The 17,001-nt window shown below is 51.2% G+C and carries 20 protein-coding genes and 1 tRNA gene; 9 read left to right on the forward strand and 12 right to left on the reverse strand.

Annotated elements, in window-relative coordinates; all coding sequences use genetic code 11:
- The first annotated feature begins 48 nt into the window (after window positions 1-48).
- Window positions 49-618: an SDR family oxidoreductase gene (locus tag MPL1_RS01765; RefSeq protein WP_268743741.1), complete on the forward strand. Its 570-nt coding sequence runs from the start codon at window positions 49-51 to the stop codon at window positions 616-618.
- Here MPL1_RS01765 and folK read toward each other — a convergent pair.
- Both folK and MPL1_RS01775 read right to left on the reverse strand, forming a co-directional pair.
- A complete protein-coding gene (gene folK / locus MPL1_RS01770) occupies window positions 550-1,089 on the reverse strand; it encodes a 2-amino-4-hydroxy-6-hydroxymethyldihydropteridine diphosphokinase (protein ID WP_051056964.1) in 540 nt (179 codons plus the stop codon). The genes MPL1_RS01765 and folK overlap by 69 nt on opposite strands.
- 61 nt (window positions 1,090-1,150) lie before the next feature.
- Window positions 1,151-1,438 carry a dihydroneopterin aldolase gene (locus tag MPL1_RS01775; protein WP_009725415.1) on the reverse strand — a complete coding sequence of 96 codons (288 nt, stop codon included), beginning with the start codon at window positions 1,436-1,438 and terminating at the stop codon, window positions 1,151-1,153.
- Between the two features lie 124 nt (window positions 1,439-1,562).
- On the opposite strand from MPL1_RS01775, the gene plsY reads away from it, so the two are divergent.
- Window positions 1,563-2,159 (forward strand): glycerol-3-phosphate 1-O-acyltransferase PlsY, encoded by a 597-nt coding sequence (gene plsY / locus MPL1_RS01780; RefSeq protein WP_009725416.1) that lies wholly within the window; start codon window positions 1,563-1,565, stop codon window positions 2,157-2,159.
- Here plsY and tsaD read toward each other — a convergent pair.
- Window positions 2,156-3,175 (reverse strand): tRNA (adenosine(37)-N6)-threonylcarbamoyltransferase complex transferase subunit TsaD, encoded by a 1,020-nt coding sequence (tsaD, locus tag MPL1_RS01785; protein WP_009725417.1) that lies wholly within the window; start codon window positions 3,173-3,175, stop codon window positions 2,156-2,158. The two genes, plsY and tsaD, sit on opposite strands and share 4 nt — an antisense overlap.
- Window positions 3,176-3,312: 137 nt before the next feature.
- Here tsaD and rpsU point away from each other — a divergent pair, with 137 nt between their 5' ends.
- The 7 genes from rpsU (at window position 3,313) to azu (ending at window position 9,937) form a co-directional block, all read left to right on the forward strand.
- Window positions 3,313-3,528, forward strand: a complete 216-nt coding sequence (rpsU, locus tag MPL1_RS01790; protein WP_009725418.1) for a 30S ribosomal protein S21 — start codon at window positions 3,313-3,315, stop codon at window positions 3,526-3,528.
- A 24-nt stretch (window positions 3,529-3,552) separates the two neighbouring features.
- Complete coding sequence (locus MPL1_RS01795; RefSeq protein ID WP_009725419.1) at window positions 3,553-4,014, forward strand: GatB/YqeY domain-containing protein; 462 nt, start codon at window positions 3,553-3,555, stop codon at window positions 4,012-4,014.
- 70 nt (window positions 4,015-4,084) lie between these two features.
- On the forward strand, window positions 4,085-5,815 hold the full coding sequence (dnaG, locus tag MPL1_RS01800; RefSeq protein ID WP_009725420.1) for a DNA primase: 1,731 nt from the start codon (window positions 4,085-4,087) through the stop codon (window positions 5,813-5,815).
- 95 nt (window positions 5,816-5,910) lie between these two features.
- Window positions 5,911-7,743, forward strand: a complete 1,833-nt coding sequence (gene rpoD, locus MPL1_RS01805; protein WP_009725421.1) for an RNA polymerase sigma factor RpoD — start codon at window positions 5,911-5,913, stop codon at window positions 7,741-7,743.
- A gap of 9 nt (window positions 7,744-7,752) precedes the next feature.
- Window positions 7,753-7,829 (forward strand) — tRNA-Ile (locus tag MPL1_RS01810).
- Between the two features lie 570 nt (window positions 7,830-8,399).
- On the forward strand, window positions 8,400-9,104 hold the full coding sequence (locus MPL1_RS01815; protein ID WP_009725422.1) for a VC0807 family protein: 705 nt from the start codon (window positions 8,400-8,402) through the stop codon (window positions 9,102-9,104).
- Window positions 9,105-9,487: 383 nt separating this feature from the next.
- Entirely contained in the window at window positions 9,488-9,937 is a 450-nt protein-coding gene (gene azu, locus MPL1_RS01820) for an azurin (RefSeq protein WP_009725423.1), read from the forward strand.
- Window positions 9,938-9,992: 55 nt separating this feature from the next.
- On the opposite strand, the gene napH is transcribed toward azu, so the two are convergent.
- The 9 genes from napH to MPL1_RS01865 form a co-directional block, all read right to left on the reverse strand.
- Window positions 9,993-10,871 carry a quinol dehydrogenase ferredoxin subunit NapH gene (gene napH, locus MPL1_RS01825; RefSeq protein ID WP_009725424.1) on the reverse strand — a complete coding sequence of 293 codons (879 nt, stop codon included), beginning with the start codon at window positions 10,869-10,871 and terminating at the stop codon, window positions 9,993-9,995.
- Complete coding sequence (gene napG, locus MPL1_RS01830; RefSeq protein ID WP_009725425.1) at window positions 10,868-11,554, reverse strand: ferredoxin-type protein NapG; 687 nt, start codon at window positions 11,552-11,554, stop codon at window positions 10,868-10,870. Before napG ends, napH begins: the two co-directional genes overlap by 4 nt.
- Before the next feature lie 3 nt (window positions 11,555-11,557).
- The gene (locus tag MPL1_RS01835) at window positions 11,558-12,022 is read right to left on the reverse strand and encodes a cupredoxin domain-containing protein (RefSeq protein ID WP_009725426.1); all 465 of its coding nucleotides are present in this window, start codon (window positions 12,020-12,022) and stop codon (window positions 11,558-11,560) included.
- Window positions 12,023-12,024: 2 nt separating this feature from the next.
- On the reverse strand, window positions 12,025-13,026 hold the full coding sequence (gene mauG / locus MPL1_RS01840; protein ID WP_009725427.1) for a tryptophan tryptophylquinone biosynthesis enzyme MauG: 1,002 nt from the start codon (window positions 13,024-13,026) through the stop codon (window positions 12,025-12,027).
- Window positions 13,027-13,051: 25 nt separating this feature from the next.
- Entirely contained in the window at window positions 13,052-13,612 is a 561-nt protein-coding gene (gene mauA, locus MPL1_RS01845; protein WP_009725428.1) for a methylamine dehydrogenase (amicyanin) small subunit, read from the reverse strand.
- 39 nt (window positions 13,613-13,651) lie between these two features.
- Window positions 13,652-14,287: a methylamine dehydrogenase accessory protein MauD gene (gene mauD, locus MPL1_RS01850; RefSeq protein WP_009725429.1), complete on the reverse strand. Its 636-nt coding sequence runs from the start codon at window positions 14,285-14,287 to the stop codon at window positions 13,652-13,654.
- Between the two features lie 21 nt (window positions 14,288-14,308).
- Window positions 14,309-14,845 (reverse strand): MauE/DoxX family redox-associated membrane protein, encoded by a 537-nt coding sequence (locus MPL1_RS01855; protein WP_235045502.1) that lies wholly within the window; start codon window positions 14,843-14,845, stop codon window positions 14,309-14,311.
- 19 nt (window positions 14,846-14,864) lie between these two features.
- Window positions 14,865-15,929 (reverse strand): methylamine dehydrogenase (amicyanin) large subunit, encoded by a 1,065-nt coding sequence (gene mauB / locus MPL1_RS01860; RefSeq protein ID WP_235045503.1) that lies wholly within the window; start codon window positions 15,927-15,929, stop codon window positions 14,865-14,867.
- Between the two features lie 214 nt (window positions 15,930-16,143).
- Window positions 16,144-17,001, reverse strand: a complete 858-nt coding sequence (locus MPL1_RS01865; protein WP_009725432.1) for a hypothetical protein — start codon at window positions 16,999-17,001, stop codon at window positions 16,144-16,146.

Here is a 17,001-nt window from a genome sequence, read left to right on the forward strand (position 1 = left end):
CACCCCGGAATTGTCCAAAAGGCTTGAAGAATTGCGGGCATTGAAACTATTCAAGCCGATCTGGCAGATAGTCATTCAATCATGCAGTTTGCCGAGGCTTTGAAATCTCGTTGCCACACGGTTCGCGCGATTATTCACAATGCTTCCAGTTTTACCCCGACCTCGGATGATCTGGTTGAGGCTGCTCAGCAATATCACCAGTTTTTCTATGTGCACATGATGGCGCCGTTTATTGTCAATGAGGCGTTACGGGACCGCATGCGCGGAGAAAACGGTGCCCCGGCCGATATTGTGCACATCACCGATATCAACGTAGAAAATCCGACGCCACGATTTGATATTTACGGCACTACCAAAGCCGGTTTGCACAATCTGACGCTGGCGCAGGCGAAGAAATTTGCGCCGGATATTAAGGTGAATGCGGTGGCCCCAGGGCCGGTGTTGTTTACAGAAAGCCATTCACAAGAGGTTCGGCAACAGATGATGTCCGAAACGCCGCTGGCAGTTGAAGGTGGTGCTGAGCCGGTTTTTCTGGCGGTAAAGAGTTTGCTAACCAACCCGTTTCTGACCGGTGTTTCCATTGCGGTAGATGGTGGTCGGCGACTCTCCAAAAGATAGATCGTCTATCGTCAACTGACGGCTGAGAGGATGGCGATCTGAGGTGGCTGGATTGTCTGTTGAGAGATAGTTGATCAGCTGTTCAATCAACGGATAGAGAAAATATTCATCGGTAATGCTGGTGGGAGCCAGGCTGAGGTCTTCCGGCAAATTCATGGCCGCCAGAATATCGATATCCGCAGGACGATCCTTGATTTTGCTGTCGGGGTCATGACGTTGCCGGCCTAATTCAATTTCAATCTGGTTGGTCAGACTTTTAAGGCTGCCTGCATCCATTTCGGTTTCCAGAAAAGCGACGGCATTGAGAAAGTCCCGATGACTATTCATGCCTACCGGTGGAATCAGCACTACACTGCTCAGCGATAGCTGGTCAAAATGCTGTAACAGCGCCTTGACCATGTGGGCCATATTGGACTCTGGCGCGATATTACAACCGAGCCCCAATAGAAAGCCCTTTCTGGATTTACTCATCTGGCATGCCGGGTGATTTGAATTCTGGCAAAGTTTTGACCGTGCAGTTTGACCGGTTTGGTCAAAGACAGCGTGATAACGCCGATAGGAAAGCGCTCCAGCAACAAACGGCATACGGATCGGCGAGTGTCTCTATCAACTGATAACGACTCTCTTGAACAAAATTGACCAGCACTTCGGCAACCGCGCCGTAATCAAGTGTGTCTTTGATATCGTCGCTGGCAGCGGCCGTTTGAATATCCCAATCAAATTCCAGATCAAATTGCAGCGTCTGCAGGGTGTTTCGTTCCCATTCGTAAATGCCGATGATGGTGTCGACTTTTAAATCTGTGAGAAAAATTTTGTCCATAACCGCCTTTGGAACTGTTGGTCCTTCTGGGGCAGCGCTGTTGTGACAACTCAACGGTGACCAGAAAGATGGCAAGAGGCTGTTGGCCCCTTATAATGTCGCAAAAACAAAAGGTCATCATACCATGCCTGAAACTGCCGTTTTACCCTTGCTGCTAATGTTGGCGGCTTATCTGATTGGTTCATTATCCAGTGCGGTTGTACTGTGTAAGCTCGCCGGTTTACCGGATCCGCGCACACAAGGCTCCGGCAATCCCGGTGCGACCAATGTGCTGCGCATGGGCAGTCGCAAGTTGGCTGCCTTGGTACTAGTCATAGATGTGCTGAAAGGGGTGATCCCGGTTCTGATAGGGAGAGTTTTTGGGCTCGAGTTCAATGAGCTTGCCATCATTGCCTTGCTGGCATTTACCGGACATCTTTACCCGGTGTTTTTTCAGTTCAAGGGCGGCAAGGGGGTGGCTACGGCGCTGGGAGCGTTCTTGGCGCTTGCACCGATGCTGGCGCTATTGGCATTGCTGACCTGGGTCATCGTGTTTGCAATCAGCCGAATCTCTTCTTTGTCGGCGATCAGCGCTGCGATCATGGCACCGGTTTACAGTCTGTGGTTGTTGCCAGAAGCCTTGGCCCGATATGTGGTATTACTGATTGCCGTGATGTTGCTCTGGCGGCATAAAGCCAATATTCAGCGTCTGCTGGCCGGACAGGAGAAAAAAGCCGGTTAAGTCAGGCTTGCCGGTGTGTTGAGTTCATCCAGCGGCCAGCGCGAGCGCACATCAAATCCTGGAGCGGTTTTGAGTTTGAATTCCGCCTGACGCATCGCTCCGGCAAAGGCAATCATGGCGCCGTTATCGCTACAAAATGCCAGGCGTGGGTAATAAACCGTGATACCGGGCAAGTTATCCAGAGCTGCTCGCAGAGCGGTGTTGGCGCTGACACCACCGGCCACGACCAGTCGCTTATGCCCGGTTTGCTTCATGGCTCGCCGACATTTGATAAGCAGTGTATCAACCGCCGCTGTTTCAAAGGCAAGCGCAATATCTGCTCTGGCTTGGTCGCTTCGATCACTGTCATGCCAGGAATTTAAGGCAAAGGTTTTTAAACCACTGAAACTGAAATCAAGTCCGGGTCGGTTAGTCATCGGCCGTGGAAATACATACTGGTTGGCTCTACCCTGCTCGGCCAGCTTGGCAAGCGCAGGGCCGCCCGGATAGCCAAGACCAAGCATTTTGGCGGTTTTGTCAAAAGCTTCGCCAACCGCATCATCGATTGATTCACCCAATAATTGGTACTGCCCAACAGCCTGAACATCAACCAACAGCGTGTGCCCCCCCGAGACCAGCAGCGAAACAAATGGAAAATCAGGCGCATTGTCCTCAAGCAGAGGTGAAAGCAAATGGCCTTCCATGTGATTTATCGGAATCGCCGGAATATTAAGTGCCCATGCCAGACTTTGACCAATCGCCGCGCCAACCAGTAGCGCGCCAACCAAGCCGGGTCCTGCGGTGTAGGCTACGGCATCAAGGTCAGATTTTTGTAATCCGGCTTGTTGGAGCACGTCTTCAATCAGTGGCAGTGCTTTTCGGATGTGATCTCTGGAGGCCAGCTCCGGCACAACACCGCCGTACTCAGCATGCATTTCAATCTGACTGAATAAGGCATGTGCTAACAGTCCTTTGTCAGTGTCGTAGATGGCAATTCCGGTTTCGTCACAGGATGATTCGATGCCTAAAACACGCATTGATGAGCTTTTCTCCAGATTTTTGACTGATTATTATGCCTTTATCGCAACATAATGTAATTCTACTATTTGCTTTATCGTGGATATTTCGTACAATTAAGGGCTTTTCATTCACTTCTGAATTTAGGAAAACTTTAATGCCTGCTGTACGAGTAAAAGAAAACGAACCATTTGACGTGGCGCTGCGCCGCTTTAAACGTGCCTGTGAGAAAGCTGGAACCGTTGCTGAAGCACGTGCCCGTGAAGCTTACGAAAAACCAACTACTGTGCGCAAACGCGCTGCTGCAGCTGCAGTAAAACGTCATCAGAAGAAACTGGCTCGCGAAAACGCTAGCCGCGTTCGCCTCTACTAAGACACTAGCACTCCCCGCCTTCTCATGCCTCAAGAAGCTAGCCCGCTCAAAACTCGCATTCAGGACGATGTCAAGGATGCCATGCGCGCCAAAGCCAAGGACCGACTGGGTGCCTTGCGACAGATTACGGCCGCGATCAAGCAGGCAGAAGTGGATAATCGAGCTGATCTGTCCGATGACGACGTTATCGCCATCTTGACCAAGATGGGCAAACAGCGCAAAGAAGCGCTTGAGCAATATGAGAAGGCCGGCCGTGAAGACCTTGCGTCTATTGAACGTGCCGAGCTTGTTATTATTGAAGAATTTCTGCCTGCCCAGATGGACGAGGCAGAAATTCAGCAAGCGGTTCAAAATGCCATTGAGCAAGTCGGTGCCAGCAGCGTTCGTGATATGGGGGCTGTGATGAATATCCTTCGCCCGCAAATGCAAGGGCGAGCTGATATGAGCCTTGTCAGTAATCAGGTCAAGTCAGCGCTCAACGGTTGAAAACTGAATGCCTGCTTGGTTTGGCAACATTCAGTAGTTTCCTGCATCATTCATAGGCCATAATTGCGCTATGGCCGGTCATATTCCTCCACAGTTTATTGACGAGCTCCTGGCTCGAGTTGACATCGTTGATGTCATCGACGCGCGGGTACCGCTCAAAAAGGCCGGCAAAAACCTGCATGCCTGCTGCCCTTTTCACAACGAAAAAACCCCCTCCTTTACGGTAAGCCCTGACAAACAGTTTTATCACTGCTTTGGTTGTGGCGCCCACGGAACAGCGGTCGGCTTTCTAATGGAGTATGACCACCTGAGCTTTCCTGAAGCCGTTCAGGAACTTGCAGATATGGTCGGCATGCAAGTGCCCGCGAGTCAGCAGGTGAAACAGAATCCGGCGACTCAGAGTCTTTACGACCTGATGGAAAAAGTCAGTCAGTATTACAAGCATCAATTGCTTAATCACCCACAACGACAGGTTTTTGTTGATTACCTGAAGCAGCGTGGTCTCAGTTCACAGACTATCGATCAATTTGATATCGGTATGGCCCCTGACGGCTGGGATAATGTGTTGCGCACCTTTGGCGGCAATCAGCAGATGCAACAGCAGCTATTGCAGGGCGGGCTGCTGATTGATAATGAAAAAGGCCGTGTTTACGACCGTTTTCGTAAACGACTGATGTTTCCGATTCGCGATCATCGTGGCCGGGTGATTGGCTTTGGTGGCCGTGTCATTGATCCGGAAGATACACCCAAATACCTCAACTCGCCGGAAACACCGATATTTCACAAAGGCACCGAGCTTTACGGCTTGTTTCGTGCACGCAAAAGCAATCGTCGTTTGCAACGCGTGGTTATCGTTGAGGGCTATATGGATGTGGTTGCACTGGCCCAGCACGGCGTTAATAACGCGGTTGCCACATTGGGGACTGCGACTACCGCAGACCATCTCAGAAAATTGCTGAGAGCTGCACCTGAGGTTGTCTTTTGTTTTGATGGTGATCGCGCCGGTCGAGATGCCGCATGGCGGGCAGCCGAAAATGCCCTGCCTTTGCTGGGTGGAAACCATGAACTCAAGTTCTGTTTTTTGCCAGATGGCGAGGACCCGGATAGTCTCGTCAATTCGCAGGGGGCGGATGCTTTCAACCAACTGATTGAAAATGCACAGAGTTTTTCTGACTTTTTCTTTAATCAATTGCTGGCGCAGGTGGATGCCAACTCAATTGATGGTCGGGCCCGCATGATTGAGCTGGCAAAACCACACCTGAAACAAATTCCCGGCGGCGTCTACCGCGATATGATTGAGCAGCGCCTGGCTGAGCTGGCAAAAACAACGGTTGCCACCCTGAATAAGCACATAGATCCCGCCAGTCAGCCGCCTTCAGGCAGAAAAACAGTCTCAGCCAGCAAGAAAACCACAAGCTACTCACCGGTGCGAATGGCTGTGACGATTCTTTTGCAGTATCCCAAGCTGGCAGAACAAGCGAAAGACTTGTCTTCACTGAAGAATCTCGACATAGCGGGCGTCAATGTGCTGATAGCACTGCTTGAAACTTTACACGAGCACCCCCATCTAACAACTGCAGCGTTGATGGAACGCTGGCGAGATACCGAGCATGCCGCTCATCTGAGGCGATTGGCTGTAGAGCCATTGGCGTTGTCTGAGGATGCATTGCAACATGAGTTGAAAGGTATCCTTGAACGGCTGTCCAAGCAGGCCGCAGCAGAACGATTGAAATACCTGACCAGCAAACCTTTCAGTGAGTTAACAGACGCTGAAAAACAGGAAGTGAGGTCATTCAAGTAAATGTTTTACAGATAAAAATGATGCATTCAGACTAGTGCTTGGTTATAATACAATGTTACCGTCTGTTAGTCGTCATGACGTTTTAAAGGGCTCGAATGAAAGATCAACAATCACGCGTTAAAGAGCTAATTGCCTTAGGTAAAGAACGTGGTTACCTCACTTACGGCGAGATCAATGACCATCTTCCAGAAGATTTGGTGGATGCCGATCAGGTTGAAGATATCGTCAGTATGTTCAGCGATCTGGGCATCATGGTCCACGAAGATGGCATGGATACCGACGAAATGGAGCGACTGGCAGAAGCTGCCGCCTCCAATGACGAAGTTTCAGACGAAGAAGCCGCCGCTGTTCTGGCAAGTTCCGACGGTGAGTTCGGTCGTACCACTGACCCAGTGCGTATGTACATGCGCGAAATGGGCTCTGTCGAGCTATTGACTCGCGAAGGCGAGATTGTCATTGCAAAACGGATTGAAGCCGGTCTGCGCGAAAGCCTGCAGATGCTGTCTACCTATCCGCCTTGTATTAAAACCTTCCTGGAAATGTTTGATGCTGTTGAAGCCGAAGAGCTTCGCATCAATGAAGTTGTTCGTGGTTTTGTCATGCCCGAAGAACTGATCGCGGAATCTGACGACGATGAGCCTCAGGATGATAATGACGATGATGTCAGCGACGACGAAGATGATGACGATGATGACGTTGGCGGTGTCAGTGATGATGATGACTCAGGTGAAATCGATATCGAAGAGGCGCGAGTCCGCTTTGCAGCCCTGAATGAAGCATACAAAAACATCTTAAACAGCGATGGCGATGCCATGGTTGAAGCGCGTGAGCTGGCCAGTAACCTGTTCATGGAGTTCAAGCTGGCACCCAAAGCGCTGGCAACACTTAACGACCTGATGACAGATACAATCATGGATATCCGTCAGCAGGAAAAAATTATCATGGACATCGTGGTCGAACAGGCGGGTATGAACCGCCGCGATTTCATCGACTCATTCCAAGGTAATGAAAGCAATCTCGACTGGACCGACAAGCACGTTCGAGCCAAAAAGCACTATTCATCGACCATCAAAAAGCACCTTGATACCATCATCAATGCACAAACTCGTCTGGCAGAAATTGCTGATGAGCGCGGGCTGAGCATTGCTGAGATCAAGGAAATCAGCCGTCAGATGTCGATTGCCGAAGCCAAAGCTCGTCGCGCCAAAAAAGAAATGGTCGAGGCCAACTTGCGTCTGGTTATCTCGATTGCCAAAAAATACACCAACCGTGGTCTGCAATTCCTCGACCTGATTCAGGAAGGCAATATTGGCCTGATGAAAGCGGTTGATAAATTCGAATATCAGCGTGGTTACAAGTTCTCAACCTATGCGACATGGTGGATCCGACAAGCGATTACCCGTTCTATCGCTGACCAGGCGCGGACTATCCGTATTCCTGTCCACATGATTGAAACCATCAACAAACTCAATCGTGTCGCCAGACAAATGTTGCAGGAAATGGGTCGTGAACCGACACCAGAAGAACTGGCAGAACGTGTTGAAATGCCAGAAGACAAAGTTCGCAAAGTGCTGAAAATTTCCAAAGAGCCTATCTCAATGGAAACGCCTATCGGTGATGACGAAGATTCACATCTGGGCGACTTTGTTGAAGACGTCAACGTGATGTCGCCAGCAGATTCAGCCATCATCGAAGGGCTGCGTGAGGCAACACAAGGCGTACTGAATGGCCTGACCGAGCGTGAAGCCAAGGTGCTGCGTATGCGTTTTGGTATCGATATGAATACCGACCACACCCTTGAAGAAGTCGGTAAACAATTCGACGTCACCCGTGAACGGATTCGTCAGATTGAAGCAAAAGCGCTTCGTAAACTGCGTCATCCTTCACGCTCAGACCAATTAAGAAGCTTCCTCGATTCAGATAGCTGATCACAAATCGGGCCTATAGCTCAGTTGGTTAGAGCAGGGGACTCATAATCCCTTGGTCCCTGGTTCGAGTCCAGGTGGGCCCACCAATAAAATCAAAGCCTTAGCGTTTATTTTAGCGCTGAGGCTTTTTTGTTTTTGAGCTGTGTAGGCAATCTTTTCAAGTAAGACTGCATCGCTGTCCAGCCAAACACGACGAGTGATTTTTAATCTGATATTTCTGGTAATAAGAACGAACAGTCAGATGAGATTCATCAGCACTAGAAAAGATTTCCAATGCTAACCAGTTCAAGCGTCATTAGAAGTTCATTGTTTTTGCAATCTGCCGAGGGCGCTCAATCATAAAGTGCTCTGATGGGATGAAAAATCAGCAGATAGTCAGGCTATTATGTTCCACTGCCTGAGTCTGGAGCAGGCTTTCGTACGCAGACTGTATTACAATAACTGGAAAATCATTGTCTTACCGCCACTGATGGCGATTTATGATCATGGGAAGTTCCTGTTTAGGATCACCACAGAACATGCATGGGACCTTAGTTGTCAGAGGTTTGGAGCATGATAGGAAGCCCACCGGTTCAAAAGCAATTTTGAGCATGGGTGAATAACGTCATAAAGTCATGGCAAGCTAGCCTGACCGCTGTTATTGAAATCACATACATATGAACACTGTAGCTAATCAAAATTCAAACCCGTTACTCGACTTGTTGCTGAGTATTGTGCTGCCTTCAATTATCTTGATGAAGTTCAGTGGTGATCAGCATTTGGGCGCGGCCGGTGGCCTGGTAGTTGCGCTGGCTTTTCCGCTCGGCTGGGGCCTGTATGGGCTGGTCAAGTATAGAAAATTTAATTTTATCGCGCTGTTGGGGGTGGTGAGTATTCTGCTGACTGGTGGCATAGGCTTGCTTGAGCTCGATACAAAATGGCTGGCGATCAAAGAAGCGGCTATTCCCGGAATTATTGGTCTTGTCGTGCTGATCACCAGTTTCACGCCATATCCGCTGGTGAGAACCCTGCTTTTTAATCCTGCTGTTTTGGATGTTGAAAAAATTCAACAGAAGTTGGACGAAGCCAACAGCAGTCAGATGTTTGAAGCTCGTTTGATGAGAGCCAACTTTTTAGTTGCCGGCTCTTTCGCTTTTTCAGCGATGATGAATTACATACTCGCCACCTGGATAGTGACTAGCCCGGCGGGAACGAATGAATTTAATGAACAGCTAGGTCAATTGACTTTATATAGCTACCCTATGATCGCACTACCATCAATGATCATGACGCTGGGCATACTGTATTACCTGTGGCGTAGCATTCATGATCTGACTGGGCTTGGGCTAGAAGAGGTCATGGCGGTAAAGTCTGAAGAATAATAAAGCTGTCTGCGGCTTCATCGTAATAAAAATATTGCCGGAGAATCGCAATATCGCGATGCTCGAGTAATGCGCTCATGACCTCATAGTTGGGTTGACTATTTGGATATAGCCCCTTTATAAGCTCAGCAAATTTTAATGCGACAGGTGGAAGGCTGTTTCAGTAAAATATTCAAAAACTTCAGTCTGCAGAAGTATGACGCGCTCAGCGGCATCTAACCGTAGGCTGGTCAGCATAAACTCCGCTTCCTTACCTTGTTTCCAATCGATACCAGCAGACTTGCGCTGTTTGAACTCGATCCGATAGTGCCGATTCTTGCTACTGGGCTGTCTGGCCGCAGGTCTACAATCTATTTGCCTTAAATAAATATATTGGAGTTTATATGCGCATTCGTTTCCTGTTGCCGTTGGCTGTTGTTTTTTTCCCTGCAATGGCTGTGGCTGATAGCTGTGAGTTTACCATCGGCAGTGCTGATTCGATGTCTTTTGACACCCGCTCAATCGTGGTGCCGGCCAGCTGTGAGTCATTTACTGTGACTTTGCAACACAATGGTCGTTTGCCAAAAACCGGCATGGGTCACAACTGGGTGCTGACTCGTAATGCCGACACCACTGATGTGGCTAGAGCCGGTGCGTCGGCAGGTATTGCCAATGATTTCCTGCCACAGGATGACAGCCGTATCATCGCGGCGACACCAATCATTGGTGGAGGCGAATCGGCTTCGGTTACTTTTGAGACTGCGTTACTGAGCAAGGATGAGAGTTATACCTACTTCTGCTCATTCCCTGGCCATTCGGCCATGATGCGTGGCAGCCTGACACTGGCTGACTAGTTCGCTCAATAGGCCTCAAGGTTTGGCGGAGGGGATCGCCGTCAGGCCTTGGGCACTATGGTTTATCCCGCCGGCTGACCACCGGTATTCCCTTGAATTTCCTTGCTTCTCCCAAATCCAGTTGCATCGACAGTGCCCCCGTGGCGCATTGATCCAGACAGGCACCACAGCGGGTGCAGTCGCTGGCGGTCACGCGCTGTTGCTTGCCGGATACCACCGGTGCCAAGACATGAGGTTCAGGACAGACCTTGACGCAGGCAGAACAGCCCGCGCCTTTGCAGCTGTCAGCCTGTGTGGCCGTGACCCGCAGCCGTCCAAATTTACCCAGCACACCATAAAAAGCACCCACCGGGCACAGATGACCACACCAGCCTCTGCGTGATACCAGCAAATCAAACAGGAACAATGACAGCAACAGTGTTGTGCCAGCAGCCGAGCCCCAGATCAGCTCGCGTTGCAGCAGGGTGATGGGGTTGATAATTTCCCAGGCGAGGCTGCCGGTCAGCAGTGACAACAGCAACGCCAGCAGCAACACGGCTTTGCGCAGTTCGCGTGACAGGGTCATATTGCCTTTGATATTGAGCTTGTGTCGCAGCCAGTGTGCGGCGTCGGTCAACATATTGATCGGGCAAACCCAGCTACAGTAAATACGACCACCAAACAGCATATAAAAGCCGGCCACCAGCGCCGCACCAATCATGGCAGTCACGGCCGGTGATGAGCCGGCCAACAGTGATTGCAACACAATAAACGGATCGCTGAGCGGCAGTGTGTCAAACCACAGGCTCGATGCCAGGTTACCCTGAGCAATCTGGCCGATGGCGGGCAGTTGGTTGATAAACGCCAGCAGAATGAACAGCTGGACACTGCGCCGGCTCAGTAACCAGCGTCGCCGGTACAGGGCCAGGCCGGCTTGTCTGAATACTGCCGTCACAGTGCTTTGCGACCGACTGCGTTGGTGCCGGAGACGCCCAGCCCCAGATGCCGTGGCAACACCCGGATGGCCGCTTCCGACAACACACAATGTTTCTCACAGGTGCCGCAGCCGGTGCAACTGTCTGGCATGACCGTGGGAATTTGCAGCAGGCCGCGTTCACTGCGGATGGGTTTCAATGTGATGGCTTCTTCACGGATCGGACACACCCGGACACAGATGCTGCAGGTCATGCCTTTGTAATTCAGGCAGTTCTCATGATCTACCAGCACCGCCACACCCATATCAGCCTTGCGAATATCAGTCAGCAACGGACTGAGCGCCCCGGTTGGACAGGCGCGGGCACAGGGAATGTCGACACACATCCGGCAGGGTTCTTCTCGTGCAACAAAAAACGGTGTGCCGGTCGGGGCCGGATCGGCCCAGCTGGCCAGCTGCAGAATATCAAAGGGACAGTCCTCGACACATAAACCACAGCGGACGCAAGTGGCATCAAACCGGGCTTCTACCAGGGCGCCGGGTGGCCGGAGGATTTCTGCCGAACGCAGAGGCCGCGAGCGGATCAGCGCATGGCCAATGGCGCTGCCAACCAGTGCTACACCGGCATAACGAAACAGTTGCCGGAATAGTTGTCGGCGTTGTGGCTCAGGCGGTTCGACCGAGTTTGGCTGTGGTGATTTCATGGCTCATCTCCGGCCGGCCTTTGTGTCTGACAGCACGATAGGCTCGTCAACCACCAGCGTGGCGCTGATGATCGGGTGAATCCAGCAGCGCAGCACAAATTCACCAGCATAGGGCACTTGCCAGCTCAAGGTGGCACCGGGGATCTGCACATCAAGGTTAATGACCGTGCCATCGGGATAGGTAATGTAGATGGCATGGGAAATGTTCGATTTGTTGATGATGTCGATGCGATCCAGTGGCTGTGCACTGAACTCCCAGCGTTCGAAGTCATGCTCAAATAAAAAGATTTCATGAGCCCTTGGCTCGGATTCGTTGGCGGATACCGTTGACCAGCCGCTGACCGCAACAATGATCAGCAGGCTGGCCGCCCATAGCCACCAGCTGATGTTGATCGCATCCATGACCGGTCGTCTTTGGACGTTCACATTGGGCTTGCGGGATTTGTTGGAGGTCTGTTGGCGATACATGGCTACTCCGGTAAGTCAGGGGCTGTTATCGTTAAGGGGCCACCATCCAGGGTTTTCAGAAAGGCAATCAATGCTTTGCGTTCGGCCTCATTGAGCTCGAAGGCCTGCATTTCATGGGACAGGCTGGCCCGTTGCTGCCCGCCCTGTTCATAGTGCTCAATCACCTGTTCGAGGCTGTGCATCGAACCATTGTGCATAAACGGACCGTTTTCCGGCAGGTCGCGCAGTGTCGGTGTCTTGAAGGCATGCTGCATCAGGGTGACCACCGCGGGTACCCAGTTACCGCGCCCCAGATCCGGGCTGTCCAGACCGATGTCGTGGAAACTGTCATCGGTAAAGCGCCAGGAGGAATGACAGGCAATGCACTGCGCCTTGCCGGTGAAAATGCTAAAGCCACGCTGGGCTGCAAAGCTGATCGCTGTATCGTCGCCATCGACCCAGTCGTCGAACGGCGCTCGGGGCGAAATCAGCGTGCGTTGAAAGCTGGCCAATGCCTTGGCAATGCCGACTTTGCTGACTTGTTCATCGGCAAAGGCTTTCAGAAACAGTGAACGATAGCCGTCGATGCCATTGAGGCGTTCAACCAGCTCGTCCATATCAAAATTCATTTCATGTGGTGTGGTAATGGGCAGTGTCGCCTGTTGCTCCAACGAGCTGGCACGGCCATCCCACATCAGTGCGCTGAGCCAGGCACTGTTCATGACGGTTGGGGTTCGCCGGGCATTTTCAACCTGTTCCGAGCCCAGCGGAATGATACGGCCATCGCTCCAGCGATGGTCGGGTGCATGGCAGGTCGCACAGGACATGCTGCCATCCCGCGATAAGCGCGGGTCAAAGAACAGGGTTTTTCCGAGCGCCACCTTGTCCTCGGTCAGAGGATTGTCAGGTGGCGCCGGAATTGCCCCGGGACGCTGAAAATCAGCGCGGTTAGCTACCGTGTCAGCCTGGCTTGTGTGCAGGGGTATCAGAACACAAAAACCCAGTAACAAATTAACCAATCGCATCTGAAATCAGCCTCCCTGAAACGCCTTAGCTGGCTTTACCAACCACCGGCGAAATGGTGCAGTGATAGGTCATATCGTCGTTGTCTGCACCGAAACACCAGACGATGTCGTTTGAAAACTCTGGGCGATATACCGGCAGTTCGCCTTCGGTGTTCAAACAGCTACAACGGCCACAGGTTTGCTTGCCACAGCAGTCGCGATAAGCAATCAGGTAGGTTTGATCGTCACCCGGGTTGTAACAGCTGGCCACCCAGGAGCTGGGCGACAGGCTGGTGCCGGGAGGACATGAGGTCAAGGTACCGCCGCAGCAATCACAAAGGTTGCCGTCGATGGAACAATGACGCCAGTAGTCACAGGCTTGTGTATCGTGATCCTGAGGTTTGAATCCGCTTCTGTCCATGGTGCCAGTTGTCGCGGCATGGGCATCTTTCAGACGACCACGACGATCTACGGGTAATAATGGCAGTAGTGTCGCGCCGACAAGAAATCCACCGAGTTTGCCGATAAAGCCACGGCGGCCGGTTTTGTTCGCGGTAGTCCGTGCTATTTTTTCGATGGTTGAGTCAAATTTGTTTTGTTTGTTCATTTCCCTTCTCCGAATGATTCTTTTGATAGCTGCCGTGTCTTAGTGAACATGTTCACCGACGGTCACTTCCTTGGCGTTGGCTGTATTACTGCTCAGGTATTTCTGCAGTGATGGCTGACCAAGGCGAATGGTTTCAAACAGGCTTTCCACGTGTTCACGAGTATTACAAAGACCTTTGCCTTTGATGACACCATCGGCATCAAGGAGAACACCGTATGGCACTTTGGATACCTGGTAGCGCATGCCAATTTCTGGCGATACCACATAGCGTTCATCCTTCAGTGGGTGATCGCGCAGGAATTGACGGTGTTCAGCGGCCGTGCCATCACTAATCAGTACTACATCCGCTCCCTCTGCAGCAGCGACTGAACGAATGATCGGTAGCAGCTTGGCGCAAATTGGGCAGGATGGACCTGTAAACATCAACAGACTGGCACGACCAGGGGTGAGTGCGCGACCAATCAACAGCGGTTCATCATCTTGGAATGTCTTGGCATTGAATACCGGTGAGCGTTCACCGACATCCGGGCCTTTGTCCACCATCATGGCCCCCAGTGGAGCGGACCGTTCATGCAGCAGGCCAACTTGGCGAATCACGCCTAGCATTAATGCCGCTAGAGCCAGAAAAGCAGCCCATAGCAACACATTGGAGGCAATGATAAATTCAATAGTCATAGGATTTTCCTTTAATAAGTCTTAGTGTTTGTGAGCATGGCTATCTGGCAGGCCAACCATGATGTCAGCTGCGAGATAGAGCATGATCAACATCGTGGCTGAGGCAAGCCCCATGACCATGGCAGCAGCACTCAAGCTGGCTAGTGACATGGGTACCGATGCGGCATAGAGGCTGATACCGGCCAGTCCTAAAGCACGCAGTACATGGAACATGCCGATTCTGCTCATGCTGGTCGGACGTCGAACACAGCCACAGTCGATGTGAGTCCGACCCCGACCGACGTTGATAGCCAGTGCAGTTGCGAACATCACAAATAGACCCGCTGCCAACCAAGCTGCCGGTTCACGTGTCGCCGGTACCAGCAGTGCCACTGCACAGACCAGCTCCACAATCGGCAGCAGTCTGGCAAATGGCGCAACCAGGAACGATGGCAGCAACCGATAGTTGGCGATAACGCCGGTGAACTCATCCGGGCGACGCAGTTTAGGAATAGCTGCGGTTGCCAGAACCAGTGCCAGAAACAACGAGGCAAGCAACACAACCGCAGGATTAGTCATAAAAGTACCCATGACTCATTTACTCCCGTGGCAGGAACACCATTGATGGTGCACGGCCAAGTTCATCAATCGAACTCAGTTCTTTGCCCGTCACAGCATCAAAGGTGTAGAGAGTGGCATCATCTGCAGACACAGCAAACAAGTACGGTTTGTCATCCTGGCTCACACCGATACCGGTAATTTCGTGACCAAGCTCCAAGCGACGCAACTGTTTGCCCGATGCCGCGTCAATTACAAAAACATATCGGCTGGGCAGCTTGTGAGTCCATTCAGCTCGTTGATCTGCCAGCAGATAAATTTCATTGCGATCATCATGATATGCAACCGGTTGCCAGCCGCCTGGACGCCATTTGTCAGCTTTCTGCTGGTCGCTGAAGACTTCGATGGTTTTCAGGAACTCAGCGCCTGATTCAGACAGGTTCGCCTGAAAAATCTTGCCATTGGTTGATGGCCAGACAAGACGACCTGACTTGCGAGAGTAGGCTGGATTGTTGAATAGATAATCGTCTTCTGGATGGAAGACTTTGGTTGGTTTTTGTTGCGTATTGCCCTCATTGTCATAACTGATTTGCAACATTGAGCCATCACGGCAATGCATGAACACATTCTGGTTTGGCGCAGGGAAAAGGTGATAGCAATCTGGAATAGGCATCATTTTCACAAATTTCTGCTGCTCCAAATCCACCAGACCTATTGCCGGAGAGGGTGAGAACTGCTGGAATAACAGATGCTTGTCATCAGTGCTTAGCGTTGCCATATGCTCCATAACAGCTGTCAGGAAACGCCCCTCTGGGATGTCGATATCTGCAATAACATTCAATGTGCGTGTATCGAATACTTCGATATAGTCATCCCTTATGCCTCTTGCGATACGGTTATAAACAGTACTTGGCACTGCCATGAAATTACCATTGTCGCCGAGTAATACATGAGGCAGTTTGCCGGCATCGGTCATTCCCAGAAGTTCACTGTTATTACCATCAATAGTGAAGATTTGAGAGGTCATGTGAAATGCGCCGGGGTCCAGAACATACACTCGTTTGGCATCACTGGGTGGTGCGGTCAGAATTGTAGGTTCATCCATTAGCTGCACTGTAGCCTCAGAACCAAGCTGTGATGGAACAGCTCCTCCAGCGAGGACTGGTTGTGATGCAGCCAGTAATGTTGCGATAGCAATTTTTCCAGCGATTGCTGATCGACCGTTTCTAAAATAATGTTGGAATATTCTCATGTCTCCTCCAAACTTCTTGTCTATGAGTTGTTATTGATTTAATTGAAAAAATGGGTACGGTCGGGTGTTAAAGTGCCAACAGCACCAGTGCGGCGGAACCAAACGACAGCAACAGAAACCCATCTACTTCAACAGCGCGCTCCTGCCATTTAGCCAGCCAGCTTTGAACTGATTGATTGCTGATAGGCAAGAAGTTCACGGCAACTGGCAAGCAGCGACCGATGTTGAAGACGGCGATCACGGCAATGGCCGTGGTAATGTCGGCGCTGATCAATGCGACGCCAGTGACGATGTATAGGATCGGGGTTTGTACATAGGTCAGGTAGTTCATGCCCAGCGCATAGCCGTACAACAGACCGATCACCGATGAACGGAAACGGAAGCGGGCATCATGAGGCACCTGAGCCCGACGTTGCGGATAAGGCATTTTCAAAAAACCAAACTGATGAGCCCCATAACCGAGCGCAAGAACAGCTAGGCCAACGGCCATGTAATTAAAGTTGAAGCCGCTGAGCAGCATCCAACCTGCGATACCTAATACGCCACCGAGCACCACGGCACCTAGGGCGTAACCCAGTGCGTGTGTGATGAAAGTGGGGGTCCAGCGAGCAACTGAGCCAAAGGAATAACGTCCAGCTGGGCGCAACAAGCTCAGGCTGGAGTAGCCGCAAGGTGACCAAGTCGACAGAAAACCACCTGCCAGAGCAAAGACGATAAACATTGCTGTCAATGGGCTGCCAGTGGTGCTGGTCAGTGATAGCATGTTGCCACCAGCGATACCGAGAGCTAGTGCCGCGATCATCATGACTACGCGTGCACCAATTGAACGTGATTCAGAAAAGCTCAGGGCATCAGGCACGCAGGTAAACTGCGAACTATTGTTGGGCGCTTGGTGATAAGCGCCTGATCCAATCTCTACACTCAT

The organism is Methylophaga lonarensis MPL, from assembly GCF_000349205.1.
Taxonomy (GTDB): Bacteria; Pseudomonadota; Gammaproteobacteria; order Nitrosococcales; family Methylophagaceae; genus Methylophaga; species Methylophaga lonarensis.

Bases quoted from the DNA above. Each gene is read 5' to 3' on its own strand.
- folK (WP_051056964.1), bottom strand. From the start codon at position 1,089: ATGAGTAAATCCAGAAAGGGCTTTCTATTGGGGCTCGGTTGTAATATC.
- MPL1_RS01775 (WP_009725415.1), bottom strand. From the start codon at position 1,438: ATGGACAAAATTTTTCTCACAGATTTAAAAGTCGACACCATCATCGGC.
- plsY (WP_009725416.1), top strand. From the start codon at position 1,563: ATGCCTGAAACTGCCGTTTTACCCTTGCTGCTAATGTTGGCGGCTTAT.
- tsaD (WP_009725417.1), bottom strand. From the start codon at position 3,175: ATGCGTGTTTTAGGCATCGAATCATCCTGTGACGAAACCGGAATTGCC.
- rpsU (WP_009725418.1), top strand. From the start codon at position 3,313: ATGCCTGCTGTACGAGTAAAAGAAAACGAACCATTTGACGTGGCGCTG.
- MPL1_RS01795 (WP_009725419.1), top strand. From the start codon at position 3,553: ATGCCTCAAGAAGCTAGCCCGCTCAAAACTCGCATTCAGGACGATGTC.
- dnaG (WP_009725420.1), top strand. From the start codon at position 4,085: ATGGCCGGTCATATTCCTCCACAGTTTATTGACGAGCTCCTGGCTCGA.
- rpoD (WP_009725421.1), top strand. From the start codon at position 5,911: ATGAAAGATCAACAATCACGCGTTAAAGAGCTAATTGCCTTAGGTAAA.
- MPL1_RS01815 (WP_009725422.1), top strand. From the start codon at position 8,400: ATGAACACTGTAGCTAATCAAAATTCAAACCCGTTACTCGACTTGTTG.
- azu (WP_009725423.1), top strand. From the start codon at position 9,488: ATGCGCATTCGTTTCCTGTTGCCGTTGGCTGTTGTTTTTTTCCCTGCA.
- napG (WP_009725425.1), bottom strand. From the start codon at position 11,554: ATGAAATCACCACAGCCAAACTCGGTCGAACCGCCTGAGCCACAACGC.
- MPL1_RS01835 (WP_009725426.1), bottom strand. From the start codon at position 12,022: ATGTATCGCCAACAGACCTCCAACAAATCCCGCAAGCCCAATGTGAAC.
- mauG (WP_009725427.1), bottom strand. From the start codon at position 13,026: ATGCGATTGGTTAATTTGTTACTGGGTTTTTGTGTTCTGATACCCCTG.
- mauA (WP_009725428.1), bottom strand. From the start codon at position 13,612: ATGAACAAACAAAACAAATTTGACTCAACCATCGAAAAAATAGCACGG.
- mauD (WP_009725429.1), bottom strand. From the start codon at position 14,287: ATGACTATTGAATTTATCATTGCCTCCAATGTGTTGCTATGGGCTGCT.
- MPL1_RS01855 (WP_235045502.1), bottom strand. From the start codon at position 14,845: ATGACTAATCCTGCGGTTGTGTTGCTTGCCTCGTTGTTTCTGGCACTG.
- mauB (WP_235045503.1), bottom strand. From the start codon at position 15,929: ATGGATGAACCTACAATTCTGACCGCACCACCCAGTGATGCCAAACGA.
- MPL1_RS01865 (WP_009725432.1), bottom strand. From the start codon at position 17,001: ATGAGTGTAGAGATTGGATCAGGCGCTTATCACCAAGCGCCCAACAAT.